This is a genomic window from Exiguobacterium sp. ZWU0009, assembly GCF_000798935.2.
In the GTDB taxonomy this organism is placed as follows: Bacteria; Bacillota; Bacilli; order Exiguobacteriales; family Exiguobacteriaceae; genus Exiguobacterium_A; species Exiguobacterium_A acetylicum.
The window spans coordinates 3191197-3208544 of sequence record NZ_CP018057.1 but is presented as its reverse complement, the minus strand read 5'-3'; the positions used below and the strand labels follow the sequence as shown (position 1 = coordinate 3208544).

Annotated in this window: 14 protein-coding genes, 1 pseudogene and 1 riboswitch; of the genes and pseudogenes, 4 read left to right on the top strand and 11 right to left on the bottom strand. The window is 48.0% G+C overall.

Going from position 1 to position 17348, the window contains the following annotated elements; translation table 11 throughout:
- Positions 1 to 11 precede the first annotated feature (11 nt).
- Positions 12 to 152, bottom strand: a pseudogene (locus tag L985_RS17295) (helix-turn-helix domain-containing protein); the annotation flags it as partial.
- Positions 153 to 424: 272 nt separating this feature from the next.
- Positions 425 to 1648 (bottom strand): MFS transporter, encoded by a 1224-nt coding sequence (locus L985_RS16550; protein ID WP_052169462.1) that lies wholly within the window; start codon positions 1646 to 1648, stop codon positions 425 to 427.
- Positions 1649 to 1869: 221 nt separating this feature from the next.
- On the opposite strand from L985_RS16550, the gene L985_RS16545 reads away from it, so the two are divergent.
- On the top strand, positions 1870 to 2844 hold the full coding sequence (locus tag L985_RS16545) for a PD-(D/E)XK nuclease family protein (protein ID WP_052169463.1): 975 nt from the start codon (positions 1870 to 1872) through the stop codon (positions 2842 to 2844).
- Here L985_RS16545 and L985_RS16540 read toward each other — a convergent pair.
- Positions 2836 to 3375: a histidine phosphatase family protein gene (locus L985_RS16540; RefSeq protein WP_047394056.1), complete on the bottom strand. Its 540-nt coding sequence runs from the start codon at positions 3373 to 3375 to the stop codon at positions 2836 to 2838. The two genes, L985_RS16545 and L985_RS16540, sit on opposite strands and share 9 nt — an antisense overlap.
- 209 nt (positions 3376 to 3584) lie before the next feature.
- Positions 3585 to 3662: riboswitch (glycine riboswitch) on the top strand.
- Between the two features lie 160 nt (positions 3663 to 3822).
- On the opposite strand from L985_RS16540, the gene L985_RS16535 reads away from it, so the two are divergent.
- Positions 3823 to 5190, top strand: coding sequence for an amino acid permease (locus L985_RS16535; protein ID WP_047394058.1), 1368 nt, complete (start codon positions 3823 to 3825; stop codon positions 5188 to 5190).
- A gap of 40 nt (positions 5191 to 5230) precedes the next feature.
- On the opposite strand, the gene L985_RS16530 is transcribed toward L985_RS16535, so the two are convergent.
- Positions 5231 to 6760 (bottom strand): cryptochrome/photolyase family protein, encoded by a 1530-nt coding sequence (locus tag L985_RS16530; RefSeq protein ID WP_047394059.1) that lies wholly within the window; start codon positions 6758 to 6760, stop codon positions 5231 to 5233.
- 244 nt (positions 6761 to 7004) lie between these two features.
- Between L985_RS16530 and L985_RS16525 the strand changes: the two genes are divergently transcribed.
- Positions 7005 to 8498: a malate:quinone oxidoreductase gene (locus L985_RS16525; RefSeq protein ID WP_047394061.1), complete on the top strand. Its 1494-nt coding sequence runs from the start codon at positions 7005 to 7007 to the stop codon at positions 8496 to 8498.
- A gap of 45 nt (positions 8499 to 8543) precedes the next feature.
- On the opposite strand, the gene L985_RS16520 is transcribed toward L985_RS16525, so the two are convergent.
- On the bottom strand, positions 8544 to 9086 hold the full coding sequence (locus L985_RS16520) for an ECF transporter S component (protein ID WP_047394067.1): 543 nt from the start codon (positions 9084 to 9086) through the stop codon (positions 8544 to 8546).
- A 250-nt stretch (positions 9087 to 9336) separates the two neighbouring features.
- Here L985_RS16520 and L985_RS16515 point away from each other — a divergent pair, with 250 nt between their 5' ends.
- The gene (locus tag L985_RS16515; RefSeq protein ID WP_047394071.1) at positions 9337 to 9906 is read left to right on the top strand and encodes a hypothetical protein; all 570 of its coding nucleotides are present in this window, start codon (positions 9337 to 9339) and stop codon (positions 9904 to 9906) included.
- A 43-nt stretch (positions 9907 to 9949) separates the two neighbouring features.
- Here the strand turns inward: L985_RS16515 and ahpF are convergent, their stop codons facing one another.
- The 6 genes from ahpF to L985_RS16485 all read right to left on the bottom strand — a co-directional run bounded on the left by ahpF (position 9950) and on the right by L985_RS16485 (position 17321).
- The gene (gene ahpF / locus L985_RS16510; protein ID WP_047394074.1) at positions 9950 to 11479 is read right to left on the bottom strand and encodes an alkyl hydroperoxide reductase subunit F; all 1530 of its coding nucleotides are present in this window, start codon (positions 11477 to 11479) and stop codon (positions 9950 to 9952) included.
- Positions 11480 to 11493: 14 nt separating this feature from the next.
- Positions 11494 to 12057, bottom strand: coding sequence for an alkyl hydroperoxide reductase subunit C (gene ahpC, locus L985_RS16505; RefSeq protein ID WP_012371860.1), 564 nt, complete (start codon positions 12055 to 12057; stop codon positions 11494 to 11496).
- 221 nt (positions 12058 to 12278) lie between these two features.
- On the bottom strand, positions 12279 to 13679 hold the full coding sequence (gene gnd, locus L985_RS16500; protein WP_029342996.1) for a decarboxylating NADP(+)-dependent phosphogluconate dehydrogenase: 1401 nt from the start codon (positions 13677 to 13679) through the stop codon (positions 12279 to 12281).
- Between the two features lie 20 nt (positions 13680 to 13699).
- Positions 13700 to 15046, bottom strand: coding sequence for a GntP family permease (locus tag L985_RS16495; RefSeq protein ID WP_029342995.1), 1347 nt, complete (start codon positions 15044 to 15046; stop codon positions 13700 to 13702).
- Positions 15047 to 15070: 24 nt separating this feature from the next.
- A complete protein-coding gene (gene gntK / locus L985_RS16490; protein WP_047394083.1) occupies positions 15071 to 16612 on the bottom strand; it encodes a gluconokinase in 1542 nt (513 codons plus the stop codon).
- Complete coding sequence (locus tag L985_RS16485) at positions 16605 to 17321, bottom strand: GntR family transcriptional regulator (protein ID WP_023469811.1); 717 nt, start codon at positions 17319 to 17321, stop codon at positions 16605 to 16607. The genes gntK and L985_RS16485 overlap by 8 nt, the downstream gene beginning before the upstream one ends.
- Between the last annotated feature and the right edge of the window lie 27 nt (positions 17322 to 17348).

The following is a 17348-nucleotide window of genomic DNA, read 5'->3' as shown; positions in this document are numbered from 1 at the left end:
CGTCCTTTCGGTCTGGCGACCAGACCTGCGGTCCCTTCCCGTTCATACGTCGATCGCCATCTCGAGATCGTCCCTGGGGAAGAAATTCGGTACTTTACGGCCGCCTCTATATTGGACAGCCTGTTGGTCACCATGTCGTTTAATACCTCCAGTTTAAATGCCAGCGAGTGGCTTGTATAGGAAGGATCGAAGATCGTTTCCCCCCAACGCTCATAGAGACGCGACCACTCGCGGATCAGTTCACGTGCTATCCCGAATTCTATCGCTACACCTCAGTATCCGTCTCGTCCTGTCAGATAACGCTCAGCGACTTGGACTTTAAACGCCTTTGTATATTTGACCATAAAAAACACCCCATAAAAGTTGGATTTTTATGTCCAACTTTTATGGGGCAGTTCATGATTCGGAAGGGCTTGTTGGTGGATTAAGCGGATTTTCGAAGTGCATCCGTCCGTTTTGGTTTTGTTTCTGGTAAGAAGAACGTGAAGAACAGATACACGGAACAGCAGAGGAAGAAGACGATCATTGAGACCGTGTACCCCGCATGTCCGAGTGCATAACTCCAAATGATCGTAAAGATCGTCTGCGTCGCATAAGCGATTGCCCAGAAGAGACCGAATAAGACGGTGATCTTTTGCGGTGTCATACCTTTTCGTTCGTGTGCCAAGTTCATGAAAATCGGATACTGGATGTACATCGCAAATCCGGAAATGAACGCAAAGACATACGAAACGACTGGCGAGATGTTTCCGAACAAGATCGTGACGAGGAAACTCGCGATCATGATCGTCCCGCTGATCAACAGAATCGGTTTACGAGGTGTTCCTTTGTTACCGATCCGTAGACCAACGAACGTCCCGACGATACCAGCACCTGAGACCAACAGGTTGACGAGCGAACCGTTCAACTGCGTATACGTATCGAAAACGGGTTTCAAGCCGACGAGCGATAAGATATAGAGCGTCAAGAAACCGCCGAAGGCAACCGCATATTTCCAAAGGAATGGATCGCGGACAGCATCTCCATAACCGTAAGGCGTTTCGTCTGCGTCCGCAGCATCGTTCAACTCGAACGACTCACTACCAATCCACCATGCGAAGAAGAGGATTGCTGTCAGACTCGCGAAGATCGTCAACGTCAGTTTCCAGTCACTGACGAATTGATCAGCGAACAAGGTGAACAAGAGTGACACGACGAATGCACCTACGTTATACGAGACGGTATTGAAAGCGTTGATCCGTAATTTTTCAGCCGGATCCTGGACGTAACGTGTCACTACCGGATTCATATAGACGATGACCATCGAACCACCGAGTCCCATGACCATGCGAGCGACTGTATACGCCCAGTAGTTCGGTAGATAGATGGCGACGATCGACATCATCAGGAACAACAATGCGAGTAACGGTGCTTTTTTCGGACCGAGCTTCATCAAGATGAGCGCAGCGAGAATGTTCGCGAAAACACGTGCCGTCGTGATCGAATAGTTGACGAGTTGTGAGATGAGGGGGTCAACGGTCTGATTGCCGAAGAAATACGCCGTGATTTGTGGTGTCAACGACGAACCCGCGACCCAGTTCATGGCGAAGGTCGCATAGGCGAACCAGAGAACGATCATCATGAAATAGCCTTTTTTTGTGGTAGACATAAAAATCCCTTCTTTTCTGAAGTTCCGCTTCATACATGAATCGAAAACTACTTAACTTTATTATCAATTCATTCAATATAAAGCCGTTCCGAAGGGAAGTAAAATAGATAGTTCTTATGAAATATATAAGCAAATTGAATGAGTAGGGTTAGTTATTATTCTTCAAATGAATAATAAAAGGGAATTAAATGGTTATAATTGTAATAAAAGGAGGCGTTCATTTGAAACCTAATATTTTTGATTATGCCACAAGTGAGTTATCGCAAGATGCTTTTCTATGTTGGTTATTGAAGTGGGCAGAAGAAGAAGCACGAAGTGACGATGCACAACTCCATACGATTGCAAATGTATTTATTAAAGAAATTTTTGATCTTCATAACTGTCAATTAAACGAATCGATTCAAAGTGTGTGTATTAAAAGACAGTTCAATAGTCTAGATATATTAGCGATCATCAATGAGAAATATGCCATTATGATTGAGGACAAAGTATTTACGAGTCATCATTCAGATCAATTACGTCGATATCTAGAAATTGTCAAAACTCACCCCGAAACATGGTATTTGAAGCCGATACCGATTTATTACAAAATCGTAGAACAAGGCGACTACTCCGGCGTGACAGAGGCAGAATATAAAATATTTACGCGAACGAAGATGATCGAAGTACTGAGCGGTCTTCATGTTTCGACGACCAATGATATTTTGAACGATTATCTTAAGTATCTCAAGCAGATCGACACTTCGATCGAATCGTATAAATCACTACCAATCACCGAATGGAATTCTTTCTCTTGGCAAGGATTCTATAGAGATCTGCAAAAAGAATTGAAGAACGGAAAATGGGGACGCGTTGCAAATGCACGTGGAGGATTTTGGGCATTCTGGTGGAAAGGAGACGATAGTCAACCGCACTATTGGCAGTTAGAAGAATCAGTGTTAAAAGCAAAGGTAGAAGCTGCTGATAGTCAAAATATAAGAGAGTATCGAGATCACTGTATGCAAGCATTACTAGAGTATTCTCAAAAAAATAAGTTGAATTTAAGTCGACCAAAAAGTGTTCGTAGTGGAAAAACGATGACGATTGCACAACGCCCCGATTACATACAAGTCTTTGATGATCAAAAAATTAATTTTGAACAAACCGTATTAGAGTTGAAGCGTTATGCGTATTTTAGTCAGGCTCCGTTAGTGTAGATCGATTCGTTGAAAAGATATTACATCATCTACTTGTGTCACCTTAAAAATATCCGGATTCTTCAGCTGTAAACTTTCTTCGAATCCAAACGTTGGATCAATTGAATGCAGATATAAAGATAATAAATTCCCATGTGTCACAAGAATCGATCCATCATGCTGTTGCAACGCTTCCTCAACGACACGCGTGATGCGCTTAGTTGCTATCCGGCTAGATTCACCACCAGGACACGTATAGTCTGGATCGCTGAACGTTCGACGAAGATGGTCCTGCCAATCGTCAAGTGGAACAGCACTTAACCGTCGTTCTTTTAAGTCCTCTTCTTGTGCAACGGACAGTTTCAGAGCAGTCGCAAGGGGTTGAATCGAGTCGAGCGCACGACGATACGGACTCGAAATAAGATGCGTGATCGGAAGCTCAAGTAGCTGCATACACAGTCGTTGCGCCTGTTCTTCTCCACGAGGTGTTAATGGGGCATCAGGTGCTTGACCAGTCGTTTCGCAGTGGCGAATCAAGTAAATTGTCAACATGTCTCATCTTTCCTTTCGTGATCAAGTCGTGCTGTATGATTTCTGGAAAAGATGGTAAAGTCCTTTTCATGAATTGAAAAATCATTTTGAAAAAGGCGTTGACAAACGCTGTCGAGATTACTAGAATTAGAAACAATTCATCGATGCAGCGACGCATCGGATAATCAAATAAAGAGAAAGCTATGATTGTCATGGGTCACACTATGGCAGGAGCAGCTTCTGGAGAGACCGTGTTGACACGGCGCCGAAGGGTTCACAATCTCAGGCAAACGGACAGAAGAGTAATCACATGCAGCGACGGGCATTCATGGAATGTCGTAGTGGCGTGTATGGGTTATTCCTTTGATTTTGTTGAGATTGGACATTCGTCCAGTCTCTTTTTTTCTTTTTCAGGACCGACAGAACGGTCTGAAGCGTAGAGAAGCCATCATAAGGAGGAGTTCAGGTTTGGAACAGCAAGGATTAAAGCGGGATTTATCGAATCGTCATGTACAGTTGATTGCCATTGGTGGAACGATCGGAACGGGCTTGTTTTTAGGATCAGGAAAAGCGATCCAACTCGCCGGCCCATCGATCATTTTTGCTTACTTACTCGTCGGGATCGCAATCTTCTTCGTCATGCGCGCACTTGGGGAATTGTTATTGTCAAAAGCAGGCTATCAGTCACTCACGGATATCGCAGAAGATTATCTCGGACCACGTGCCGCGTTCGTGACCGGTTGGACGTACTGGTTCTGTTGGATCATGACGGCAATGGCGGACATCATCGCCGTCGGTCTGTACGTCAAGTATTGGTTTGATATCCCGCAATGGATTCCAGCCGTTCTTGCGCTCTTGATTTTACTTGGTTTTAACTTATTGACCGTTAAATTGTTCGGAGAACTCGAGTTTTGGTTCGCCTTGATCAAGGTCGTGACGATCCTCGCCTTGATTGGTGTCGGAATCGTCCTGCTCATCATCGGTTTTAAAACGGACGCTGGTCCTGTGACGGTGTCGAACCTCTGGTCACATGGTGGCTGGATGCCAAACGGAATTACTGGATTCTTGCTATCGTTCCAAATGGTCGTCTTCGCCTATGTCGGCGTCGAGCTCGTTGGGGTGTCAGCAGCAGAAACAGCGGATCCAAAAAAGAACATTCCGTCCGCGATCAATAAGATTCCGCTTCGGATCTTATTCTTCTATGTCGGTGCTTTACTCGTCCTCTTGATGATCAACCCATGGACAGGACTGAGTGCGACAGAAAGTCCGTTCGTCAAGACGTTCAGTCTGATCGGGATTCCACTCGCAGCAGGAATCATCAACTTCGTCGTACTGACGTCTGCTGCTTCTGCGTGTAATAGCGGAATGTTCTCGACGAGCCGGATTCTGTATAACCTGGGAAATCAACAGCAAGCGTCGAACAAGTTCTCGAAGTTGAACAAAAACCATGTCCCAGCAAACGCCTTGTTCGTCTCGACGATCGTCGTCTCAGTTGGTGCTTTGCTCAGTAAAATGTTACCAGGACAAGCATTTAGTATCGTCACGACGATCAGTGCAATCTGCTTCATCTGGGTTTGGGGTGTCATCCTCGTCTGTCATCTCCGGTACAAGAAACAAAATCCGGAATTGCATGCGGCGTCGACATTTAAAGCACCATTGACACCATTCGTCAATTACCTCGTGCTCGGATTGTTTGCAGTCATTCTCGTCGTCATGCTGTTTGCTGACGATACACGTCCAGCCTTATTGCTGACACCGGTTTGGTTCCTCGGACTATTCGGACTGTATCATCTCCGAAAAAAGAAACAACAAGCAGTTGACCAAAAAAGTGCGTAATTCAAAACAAGCCGGTCGGATCTAATCCGAGCGGCTTGTTTCATGGTGTATCGAAAGCGCCATCCTGTAGTTGTTTCCGAAGTGCTTTCGCTTTCTTTCGAATATCACGTTTGCTGTCCGCATCGCGTTTTCCCCATTGCCGATACATCATCGACATCCGCTGATTATAAGCGAAGCGTTTTTCGTGCCGGTCGATGAAGTCCCAGTACAAGGCGTTAAACGGACAGGCATCCTCTCCGAGCATGTCCTTTTGATGAAAAGGACATCCCTTGCAATAATCACTCATCTTATGGATGTAATTCGCCGAAGCGATGTACGGTTTAGTCGATAATGTTCCTCCGTCGGCATGAAGCGCCATCCCGAGGACGTTCGGTAAGACGACCCAGTCATAGGCATCGATGTACATCTCGTTGAACCAATCTGCCGTCTGTTGCGGCGAGATCGCAAACAGATTAGCGAAGTTTCCGAGCACCATCAAGCGCTGGATATGGTGATTATGGGCATGCTCGACGACGGGACATAACGATTCAGCGACACAGTTCATGTTCGTCTTCCCGGTCCAGAAAAAGTCCGGTAAATTCGCTTCATGACGTAGCGCATTGACGGAAGCATAGTCTGGCATCTCGGCTAGGTAGACGGCACGCATGTACTCGCGCCAGCCGAGGATTTGTCGAATAAAACCTTCGACCGCATTGAGCGGAGCATCTTGATCTTCGAGGGCTGCCTCGACTTGACGAATGACCTCTTCCGGTGTCAATAGACCAAGATTGATTGCTGCTGACAAGAGCGAATGCGATAGCGTATCTTCACCGGTCAGCATGGCGTCTTGATACGTTCCGAACGTCTCGAGTCGTTCTTCGATGAAACGATGGAGAGCCCGCGTCGCTTCCTTGCGCGTGACCGGCCAATGGAAGGAATCAAGTGCTCCCGGATGATTGGAAAAATCACGCTCGACCTTGTCGATGACGTCCTTTGTGATGCGATCGGGACGAAACTGAACAGGATCCGGAAACGTTATACCGGACTTCGCTGGTTTTCGGTTCTCGGCGTCAAACGACCACTTTCCACCAATCGGTTTGGAGCCGTTCATGAGAACGTTTCGTTCCTTACGCAGTTTGCGATAAAACCGATCCATCTTGTATGGCTTGTCGCCGATTGCTTCGACCGCTTCTTCTTGTGTCATTAAAAACAATGGTACGTCGGAACAGACTTCGACCGTGATCTTCTTCGGTAAAGCGTCCTGCCATTTCTGCATCGCCTTGCGCATCGGTTCGTCCGTGATTGCCGTATAGAATACATGATCCGGATCATGATCTTTCTGGTGTGCCTTGAATGCCTGATCAAACGAATCGGCTTCCCGGTAATCGACGGTGAAGCCTTTTTCGCGCAGTTCTTCCGCAAAATGTCGCATCGCTGAGAAGACGAGGACGAGCTTTTGTTTATGGTACGTCTTCCACTTGGAGCGCGAAGTCGCTTCGACCATCAGGATGACGTCGTTTTGTTTGTTTGCTTCCTGCAATAAGGGGAGATCGTGATTCAATTGATTGCCGAATATCCAGCGTGTCGCCATGAGCGTTCCTCCTTTTACTTTCGTTATATGATTACCGTTTTTCGTCAAAGTCATGCCTGATTGTGTGCCGGCTGACGAAAATCAACTTACCTGAATCATCGCTTTTACACATTTCTGAATGTAAAAGAAGTTCCTTTCTGTGCAAGCTATGATAGGGTTATAATGGAAAGGTAAGTTGTCGTCATGAGGGGGAAGTTTTTCATGACAGGTAGTCCATAATATCAACGGGGATAGGAAGGATATCATGAGCAGTATGCCTAAAAAAACAGACGTTATTTTAATTGGTGCCGGAGTCATGAGCGCGACGTTAGGGGTCTTGTTAAAAGAACTCGCGCCTGAGATGAACATCAAGGTATTCGAGAAACTCGCGAGTGCCGGGGAAGAGAGCTCGAATGAGTGGAACAATGCAGGAACAGGTCACGCCGCACTATGCGAACTAAACTATACGACGGAAAACGCCGATGGTTCGATCGATATCAGTAAAGCGGTCAAAGTAAATGAACAGTTCCAACTGTCACGTCAATTCTGGTCGCATCTCGTCAAGGAAGGTGTCTTGCCGAATCCGAAAGAATTCATCATGCCGATTCCACATATGAGCATGGTTGAAGGAACAGAAAACGTCGAATTTCTGAAAAAACGATTGGAAGCGCTATCAGCGAATCCGTTGTTTGCGGGAATGGAATATTCAGAGGATCCAGCGAAATTAGCCGAGTGGATTCCACTCATCATGAACGGTCGGACGTCACCAGAGCCGATCGCTGCGACAAAAATCGATTCAGGAACGGACGTCAACTTTGGTGCGTTGACACGAATCCTGTTTGAATATCTCGCACAGCACGATGTTACAATCAACTACCAGCACGGTGTCGAGGATTTGAAGCGTGTTGACGGTGGTTGGGAAGTCAAAGTGAAGAATGAGCGCGATCACCGGATCGAGCATCATACGGCGCAGTTCGTCTTCATCGGGGGTGGCGGCGGTAGTCTACCGTTGCTGCAAAAAACAGGCATCGAAGAATCGAAGCAAATTGGTGGTTTTCCGGTCAGCGGCTTGTTCCTCGTTTGTAAAAATCCTGAGATCATTGAACAACACCATGCGAAAGTCTACGGAAAAGCGAAAGTCGGAGCACCGCCGATGTCAGTACCGCACTTGGATACACGGTACATCGATGGAAAGAAATCGCTCCTCTTCGGACCATTCGCTGGCTTTTCACCGAAGTTCCTTAAGACAGGATCGAATCTTGATTTGATCGCGTCCGTCAAACCGAATAACGTCTTGACGATGCTTGCTGCGGGAGCAAAAGAGATGGGATTAACGAAGTATCTGATCGAACAAGTTCTCTTGTCGACGGAACAACGGATGAACGAATTACGGGAGTTCATCCCGAATGCGAAGACGGAAGACTGGGATGTCGTCGTCGCTGGTCAACGTGTTCAAGTCATCAAGGATACACCGCAAGGAAAAGGGACACTCCAGTTCGGGACAGAGGTCGTCAGTGCAGCCGACGGATCTGTCGCTGCTTTACTTGGAGCATCTCCAGGTGCCTCAACAGCGGTTCCGGTCATGCTTGAAGTACTCGGAAAATGTTTCCTGTCCGAATTACCGGCGTGGGAAGCAAAAATCAAGGAGATGATTCCGTCTTACGGGATCTCACTTGTTGAACATCCGGAACTGTTCGAACAGATCCATGCCGAAACAGCTAAAACGCTTGAGCTTGAACAAGGTCAACCGATTCGCTAAACGAAAACCGTCCGGCTCTACGAGGAGCCGGACGGTTTTTTTGATTTAGCGGAAGTTACGGAAGAAGCGAGTTTTCTTCAGTGCGATCCCGACTGGAATCGCGACAAGGATTCCGAGGACGTTTTGAATAATGTTTCCTGTAATTGAACCTAATGGTGCGACCCAGTTGCTGAACATAATCCCTTCATGCACGAAGTAGACGAGCAGCATGACAGGAGCGGAAGCGATCATCCCGATCAAGTTGAACGTGACATTCGTTCCGTTACGACCACCCGACCACGCGATGTAACCAACGATTAATCCTTGAAGTCCACGTGCGATGATCGTACCAGGTGCCCAAATTGTATAGCCCAATAAAAGATCGAATAACCCCATCCCAACAGCACCGGCAATCAATGCTGTCCGTGGACCGAATAAAATTGCGATGAGAAAGAGCATCGCTGTTCCCATATGAATGAGACCACCGTTTGGAGCGATGGGTAATTTGATATTGATGAACATTGTTGCGACAAGAACAAGTGCGATCGACATCGCAGTGATGACGAGCTGGCGGGTACGAGTGCTAGAATACGGTGCTGCTTTTTGCATGTGGCTAACCTTCTTTATGATAGATTTTAAGATATCTTCAATCTATCAGATGACTGGACTAGTCAAAAGTGTCAACTTTGAATTATTTATAGGGGTCAGATTGACTGAACAATCCTCATTTGTTCTTAATTCTAGAAGCGTACAATCTATTGATATCGTATTGAATGAAAAAATCTCTAAAACGGTTGTCGTTTTCGAATCTATTCCTCATTTTTTTCGTACAATGAACAGCGAAAGGAAGGGGAAATCAATGAAATATCAGATCGCGACAGCCGTTCTCATACTTGCTTCATTATCACCAGTCACATCGGAGGCAAAGGATCAGACGACACAACATCAACGCTATTACGCAGCATATGAAAAAATCGTGCGAGAACTGAATCGGACACATGAAAATGCGGACGTCACATTGCTTGCAGCAAATCAATTCGCAGATGAGGATTGGGTTTCACCGGAACGTTTTCAGGAACGGACAATCAAACGGTTAAAACCGTTGCGTGTTCAATTAAGTATTTATGGAGATGGTCAACGAGCACTTGAACGAACACAAGGTGGAAAAGAAGTTCGGATCACAGGGAATTTCGAAACCGAACTTTTGGAGCGAAGTGAGCGACAATGGTTCTCTGATGTCTTTTCGATGACATCTCAAGCCATCAATGATGGCATTTGGACACAGAAAGGATTCGATGGTACCCGAATTGATGCAGGACAAACGATGGTCGTAACAGTCAGTGGTACATACGCGAAGCAAGGCATCTTAACAAAGCACCACATCACAAAAGAATTTCATTGTTCATCCGTTGGTGAAATCTACTATTGAAATAGAAAAAGAGCGAAACTCGTCTGAGTTCCGCTCTTTTCATTTAATTTCGGATCAAGTGATCGAAAGCACCGAGTGCAGCTGTTGCACCAGATCCCATCGAGATGATGATCTGTTTATACGCGCTATCCGTGCAGTCTCCTGCTGCGAAAACGCCTGGTACGTTCGTTGCGCCGTGGCGATCGACTTGGACTTCACCGAACTTGTTACGGCTCACCGTTTCACCGAGCCAGTCCGTGTTTGGTACGAGACCGATCTGGACGAAGACACCTTCGAGCTCGACGTGACGTTCGACGTTCGTTTCGCGCTCGATGTACGTGATACCGTTCACTTTGTCCGTTCCTGTGATTTCCTTCGTCTGTGCGTTGACGACGACCGTGACGTTCGGAAGTGAAGCGAGGCGTTCTTGAAGAACAGCGTCTGCTTTTAGTTCCGGTGCGAATTCAAGGACCGTGACATGCTTGACGATTCCTGCGAGATCGATAGCTGCTTCGATCCCTGAGTTTCCACCACCGATGACTGCGACACGTTTTCCTTCGAACAATGGACCATCACAGTGTGGGCAGTAGGCGACACCTTTGTTCTTGAATTCGAGTTCGCCTGGGACGCCGACGTTACGCCAGCGTGCACCTGTCGAAAGGATCAAACTCTTCGTCTTCAAGACAGCACCGTTCTCAAGCTCGAGCTCGAGGAGGTCCTTCTTCTCAAGACGAGTTGCCCGCTGCAGGTTCATGACATCAATGCCATACTCCTTGACGTGCTCTTCAAGACTTGCGACGAGTTTTGGTCCTTCCGTGTACTTCATGCTGATGAAGTTTTCGATGCTCATCGTATCCATGACTTGTCCACCGAAGCGCTCTGCGACGATTCCTGTCCGGATGCCTTTACGAGCTGCATAGATGGCAGCACTCGATCCAGCTGGACCACCACCGACGACGAGAACGTCGTATGGATCTTTATCAGCGAAATCAGCAGCATCGGCACCTGTGCCAAGCTTCGCCAAGATTTCTTCAAGTGACATCCGTCCGTTACCGAACGCTTCGCCGTTGACGAAGACCGTCGGAACAGCCATGATCTCTTTTTGTTCGACTTCTTCCTTAAATGCCGCGCCATCAATCATCGTGTGACTGATGTTCGGGTTGAGGACGCTCATGACGTTCAACGCTTGTACGACATCCGGGCAGTTGTGGCAGCTCAAGCTGATGTACGACTCGAAGTGGTACGTTTCTTGAATGCCTTGAATCTGCTTGATGACGTCCGCGTCGACCTTCGGTGCTCGACCGCTGACTTGGAGCAGTGCGAGAACGAGGGACGTGAACTCATGACCGAGTGGAATTCCCGCGAACGTGATGCCACTTGTTTCACCGACACGGTTGACTGTGAAACTTGGTGTCCGGGGAAGACTTGCCTGCTCGACGGAGATGCGTGGTGTCATGCTTGCGATCTCTTCGACGAGTGCGCTCATCTCAAGCGAGACGGCGTCTGTCCCAGCGCTAACCGCTAGGACGAGATCGCCTTCGAGAAGCTCGAGGTATTGCGCGAGTTGTGCTTTAATGTCTGGTGCTAAAGCCATCGCGAATCCGCTCCTTAAATTTTTCCGACGAGGTCAAGGCTTGGTGTGAGTGTTGCAGAGCCTTCTTCCCATTTCGCTGGGCAGACTTCGCCTGGATTGTTACGTACATATTGTGCCGCTTTGATTTTGTTGACGAGCGTGCTTGCATCGCGACCGATACCGCCTGCGTTGATCTCAACTGTTTGGATGACGCCGTCTGGATCGATGATGAACGTACCGCGGTCAGCAAGACCATCTTGTTCGTTCAAGACTTCGAAGTTACGTGAGATGACGTGTGATGGGTCACCGATCATAACGTACTCGATTTTACCGATTGTTTCTGATGTTTCGTGCCATGCTTTATGTGTGAAATGCGTATCTGTTGAAACAGAGTAAACTTCAACGTCAAGCGCTTTGAGTGTTGCGTATTGGTTTTGAAGATCTTCGAGTTCTGTCGGGCAAACGAATGTAAAGTCTGCAGGGTAGAAACATACGACACTCCATTTACCGCGAAGGTTGGCATCCGTTAGGTCAACGAATTCTCCGTTGTGGAATGCTGATGCGCTGAATGGTTTTACTTCACTTCCGATTAAAGACATGATAAAAATCCTCCTCAAGGGTTCTATATTTAGAATCTGTTCTAGTGCATACAAGGAATCTGTATTTATCACACTAGAATAATTCTAATCTAATACTAATTTCATATAGACCAACACTTTTGTCAAGGTATAATCGGCAATTTCTTATTTCAGGAAAGATTGTGTGAACAAAAAAAGAAATCCCGACTCCTAAATGAAACAGGAGTCGGGAGCTGTATTCTTTATTGCCAGTCCGTGTGGAAGATCCCTTCGCGGTCTGTCCGTGCATACGTATGAGCACCGAAATAATCGCGTTGTGCTTGCAACATGTTGGCATTCGAATTCGCTGTCCGGTAGCTATCGTAATACGTCAACGACGTCGAGAGACACGGTAGAGCGAAACCAGACAAAGCACCCTCAGCAACGACGTGACGTAACGATTCTTGATACGCTTGTACTTTCTCAGCGAAGAACGGGGCGAGCATCAAGTTCGAGAGGTTCGCATCATTTTTGAACGCTTCACTGATGACGTTCAAGAAGTCGGCCCGGATGATACATCCACCACGGAAGATCAAGGCGATCTCCTCAAGGCGTAAGTTCCAGTCATACAACTCAGACGACATTCGGTACTGGGTGAAGCCTTGCGCGTATGCGGCAACTTTCCCCATATAAAGCGCTTGACGAATCCGTTCGACCCAAGCGTCTCGCTCAAGCGTTGACAGGTCTTCTGGTCCCTTTAGGACAGCAGACGCTGCGACGCGTTCTTCTTTAACAGCCGAGAGGTAACGTGCGAACAAGGCTTCCGTGATAATCGAAGAGGCGATGCCATTATCAATGGCTTGCAGGCTCGTCCATTTTCCGGTTCCTTTTTGACCGGCCTGATCGAGAATGACATCAATCAACGGTTGACCTGTCTCGTCATCCGTTTTCCGGAGGATGTCCGCTGTGATTTCAATCAGATAACTCTTCAGTTCGCCTGCATTCCACTCGGCGAATATGTCCGCAACTTCCGTGACGTCGAGTCCGAGACGGAAACGGAGGAAGCTATATGCTTCCGCGATCAGTTGCATGTCAGCATACTCAATCCCGTTGTGGACCATTTTAACGAAGTGACCAGCGCCCTTCGGACCGATATAGACACAACATGGATCTCCTTCGACATGGGCGGCGATCTTCGTCAAGATCGGTGCGACATGGTCGTAGGCTTCTTTCGATCCACCCGGCATGATCGCAGGACCGGTCCGCGCACCGACTTCACCACCCGATACACCGACACCGATGTATTCAATCCCGTGGCGTTGTAACTCGTCGAAACGACGCTCTGTATCGAGGAAGTGAGAGTTCCCACCATCCATGATGATATCGCCTGTTTCGAGATGCGGAAGTAACGATTCGATAACTGAATCAATCGCGCTACCAGCCGTGACCATCATGAAGATCTTACGTGGGCGAGCGAGTGATTGAACGAATGCTTCAATGTCGTAATACGGATGAAGGGGTAGTCCTTCATCGTGTGCGACGAGATCGTCTGTTAGATCACGTGTGTAGTTATAGATGGCGACTTCTTCTTGATGACTCGCCATGTTCAGTGCTAAGTTGCGGCCCATGACACCAAGACCGATGACTCCGATAGAATGTTGCATAAGTAGAACGACTCCTTTTTTTAGACGACGAGGCTGAGGAGAAGAACGAACCCAAGTCCACAAACGGAAATGATCGTCTCAAGCACAGTCCATGTCGCAAACGTTTCTTTTAATGATAATCCGAAATACTCTTTAAACATCCAGAAGCCCGCATCATTGACGTGTGAAGCGATCAGACTACCTGCACCAGTCGCGAGAACGACGAGCGCTAAGTTGACGTCGGATTGCTCTAGTAACGGAATGACGAGACCTGCCGTTGATAGGGCAGCGACTGTCGCGGAACCAAGTGAGATCCGGAGAATCGCAGCGATCAACCAAGCGAGTAGAATCGGAGATAACGCTGATCCCTCAAATAATTGTGCGACGTATTTCCCAACACCGCCGTCGATCAAGACTTGCTTGAAGGCACCGCCACCGCCGATGATCAATAGCATCATCCCGATTTGGGCGATCGCCGTCGTACAAGACTCCATGACCGTTTGCATCGGAATCTGACGCGCGATCCCCATCGTGTAGACCGCGACGAGTAATGAAATCAACATCGCCGTCGAGGCGTTCCCGATGAACTCGATTGCCGAGATGACGCTGTTTTCACCCCAGCCGAGTGTTTCTTGTAAAAGCGTGAAGATTGTTGCGACCGACATCAAAAGAACCGGTAGCATCGCCGTGAAGACACTGATGCCGAAGCCTGGTGTCTCGTCTAAATCAAATTCTTTTTGTTCCCCGAGTGACGCGATGTTTCCTGTCCGTGTAAACGATTCAGGAACGAGTCGTTTGGCGATTTTTGTAAAGATAGGACCGGCGATGATGACCGTCGGAACAGCAACGATGAAACCATACAGTAAGACTTCCCCGATATTTGCTTTATACTCCCCGGCGATGACAGTCGGACCCGGGTGTGGCGGTAAGAATCCGTGCGTGACGGACAGCGCTGCGACCATCGGGATCCCGAGATATAGGATCGAGACGCGGAGCTGACGTGAAATCGCAAAGACGATTGGAATCAACAGAACGAGTCCGACTTCGAAGAAGAGTGCGATCCCGATGATGAATGAAGCGACGACGACCGCCCATTGGATGTTCTTTTCCCCGAATCGGGCGACAAGCGTCATCGCGATTCGCTGCGCCCCCCCGGCGTCAGCGATCAGCTTTCCAAGCATCGCACCAAGACCAAAGATTAGTGCGAGGTGACCAAGCGTTCCGCCGATACCGGCTTCAATCGTCTTGACGATCTGATCGAGCGGCATGCCGAGCAGTAATGCAACGCCAAAGGAAACGATGATGAGTGAGACAAACGTATTTAATTTCAACCCCATGATGAGAACGAGCAACGCAACGATCCCAATTCCTACGATGACTAATGGCATGATGACTTCCCCCAAAAGATTATGTTAGTTTTCTTCTTGAATCAAACTCCGTTGATACGTAGCGATTCGTTTGTGATCCTCGGACAATGTCCGGGCCAGACTAATGAAAATTGGTAAGAGCTGACGGTATTCATGCATCGCTTCTTCATTTGGTACATGGCGATGTGTTTCCCCGATCATCTCGGAGACGACTTCGAACGAATCGACTTCCCCAGTCGCATACAGTCCGAGAATACAAGCACCGAGACATGAACTTTCGAAACTTTCCGGAATGACGACTTCCGACTCGAAGATGTCCGCCATCATTTGGCGCCAGACTTCAGACCGGGCAAAGCCACCTGTTGCCTGAATCCGTGTCACGGGACCATCCATGCACTCGACGAGGGCGAGGAAGACGGTATACAGATTGTAGATGACACCCTCTAGTGCTGCCCGGATCATATGCTCTTTTTTGTGTGAGAGAGTCAGACCGAAGAACGAACCGCTGACATCCGGATTCCACAGTGGTGCTCGTTCGCCGGACAAGTAAGGATGGAACAATAGCCCGTCGGATCCTGGACGGACGCGTTCGGCAATCTTCGTCAGGACAGCGTACGGATCGATGCCGAGGCGTTTTGCTGTCTCGACTTCTGCTGAAGCGAGTTCATCTCGGATCCACCGTAAGACCATTCCGCCATTGTTGACAGGACCACCGATGACCCAGTGGTCCTCGGTCAGGGCGTAACAGAACGTTCGTCCTTTTTCATCGGTCTGTGGACGATCAATAATCGTTCGGATGGCGCCGCTTGTCCCGATCGTGATCGCAATTTCCCCTTTACGAATCGCGTTAACACCTAAGTTAGAAAGGACACCATCACTGGCACCGACTAGGAACGGCGTATCGATGGAAAGTCCCATTTGTCGTGCGTAATCGGCATTCAGTCCAGTACATGACGTCGTCGTCGGTACCGGCTCTGATAAGTAGCTCGCATCGATGCCAGCAACGTGTAACGCGCCCGTATCCCAGCCTAATTCATGAATATTGAAGAGACCGGTTGCTGAAGCAAGAGAGTGGTCAATGACATATCTGCCGAACAGTCTTTGGAACACGAACTCCTTGATCCCGACATATTTTTTCGTTTGAGCGTGGAGCTCCGGACGATCTTCGACGAGCCAACTGATTTTGCTGAGCGGTGACATCGGGTGGATCGGTGTCCCGGTCCGGTGATAGATCGATAGACCATATTGTTCCTTGATCTTGTTCGACCATGCTTCACTCCGACTGTCTGCCCACGTGATGCAGGCAGTCAATGGTTGATGCTGTGCGTCCATTGCGATCAAACTGTGCATGGCACTGCTGAACGCAACGAACTTCGGTGGCATGCTCGGATGACGTTTTGTGATCAAGCGGATCGATTCGAGTACGGCATCGAAAATTTCTTCCGGATCCTGCTCCGCCGTCGAGCGGTTTGGTGTATGGAGTGGGTAACCGACGTTCGTTTGTCCGATGACCTCTCCTTTTGTCGTAAATAAGACCGCTTTCGTACTCGTCGTTCCGATATCGACGCCTAACATATATTCAGTCATGTGAATCGACTCCTTTCGACATCATTTGTTGCGTTTTCCAGAGATCTTCGACTTCCTGGACGTCATCAAAGTTCTGATGCAAGGAAGCAACCATCCGTTCACGATCCCCTGTCTCGATCGCTTCGATGTACAAGGCGTGGTTCGCGAGGATGCGTTCGAAGTCTTCGATGTCTTCCTCGAATCGTACCCGCATCGATAGGAGGATGAAACTTTCCATGACCGGTTTGAGATTTTGCCAAATCATGCTGACATATCCATGATCAATCGAGCGGATGATCGTTTCATGAAATAGTACGTCCTGGAAGGAGAATTCATCAGCATCCTTATATTTGATGGCTACCTTCATCATTTCGAGAATTTTACTGAGTTCCCGGACGAGTTCAGCCCGTTCGATCTTAACGAGTCGTTCGAAGACGAACGTTTCGATGAGTAGCCGAACATCATAGATTTCTTGAATGTCGCGCTCGGACAAACCGACGACGACCGCTCCCATTCGTTCGAGACGAATTAATTGTTCGGATGCAAGGACCTTTAACGCATCACGGACGGGCGAGCGACTGACTGAAAAATCAGAGGCTAGTTTGTTTTCAGATAAAATGGTACCGCTTTCAATCTTTCCTGAAATGATGCGCATCCGTAACTCGTGTGCGACACGATCTCCAGCGGAAGCTTTTGCTAACCACTTCAAGGGGTATAACAGTTCTGACATGGAATCACCTGATTTCTAAAGTGAGTA

Coding starts and splice junctions, on each gene's coding strand:
- L985_RS16550 (WP_052169462.1), bottom strand. CDS start 1,648: ATGTCTACCACAAAAAAAGGCTATTTCATGATGATCGTTCTCTGGTTC.
- L985_RS16540 (WP_047394056.1), bottom strand. CDS start 3,375: ATGTTGACAATTTACTTGATTCGCCACTGCGAAACGACTGGTCAAGCA.
- L985_RS16530 (WP_047394059.1), bottom strand. CDS start 6,760: ATGGCGACACGCTGGATATTCGGCAATCAATTGAATCACGATCTCCCC.
- L985_RS16525 (WP_047394061.1), top strand. CDS start 7,005: ATGAGCAGTATGCCTAAAAAAACAGACGTTATTTTAATTGGTGCCGGA.
- L985_RS16520 (WP_047394067.1), bottom strand. CDS start 9,086: ATGCAAAAAGCAGCACCGTATTCTAGCACTCGTACCCGCCAGCTCGTC.
- L985_RS16515 (WP_047394071.1), top strand. CDS start 9,337: ATGAAATATCAGATCGCGACAGCCGTTCTCATACTTGCTTCATTATCA.
- ahpF (WP_047394074.1), bottom strand. CDS start 11,479: ATGGCTTTAGCACCAGACATTAAAGCACAACTCGCGCAATACCTCGAG.
- ahpC (WP_012371860.1), bottom strand. CDS start 12,057: ATGTCTTTAATCGGAAGTGAAGTAAAACCATTCAGCGCATCAGCATTC.
- gnd (WP_029342996.1), bottom strand. CDS start 13,679: ATGCAACATTCTATCGGAGTCATCGGTCTTGGTGTCATGGGCCGCAAC.
- L985_RS16495 (WP_029342995.1), bottom strand. CDS start 15,046: ATGCCATTAGTCATCGTAGGAATTGGGATCGTTGCGTTGCTCGTTCTC.
- gntK (WP_047394083.1), bottom strand. CDS start 16,612: ATGACTGAATATATGTTAGGCGTCGATATCGGAACGACGAGTACGAAA.
- L985_RS16485 (WP_023469811.1), bottom strand. CDS start 17,321: ATGTCAGAACTGTTATACCCCTTGAAGTGGTTAGCAAAAGCTTCCGCT.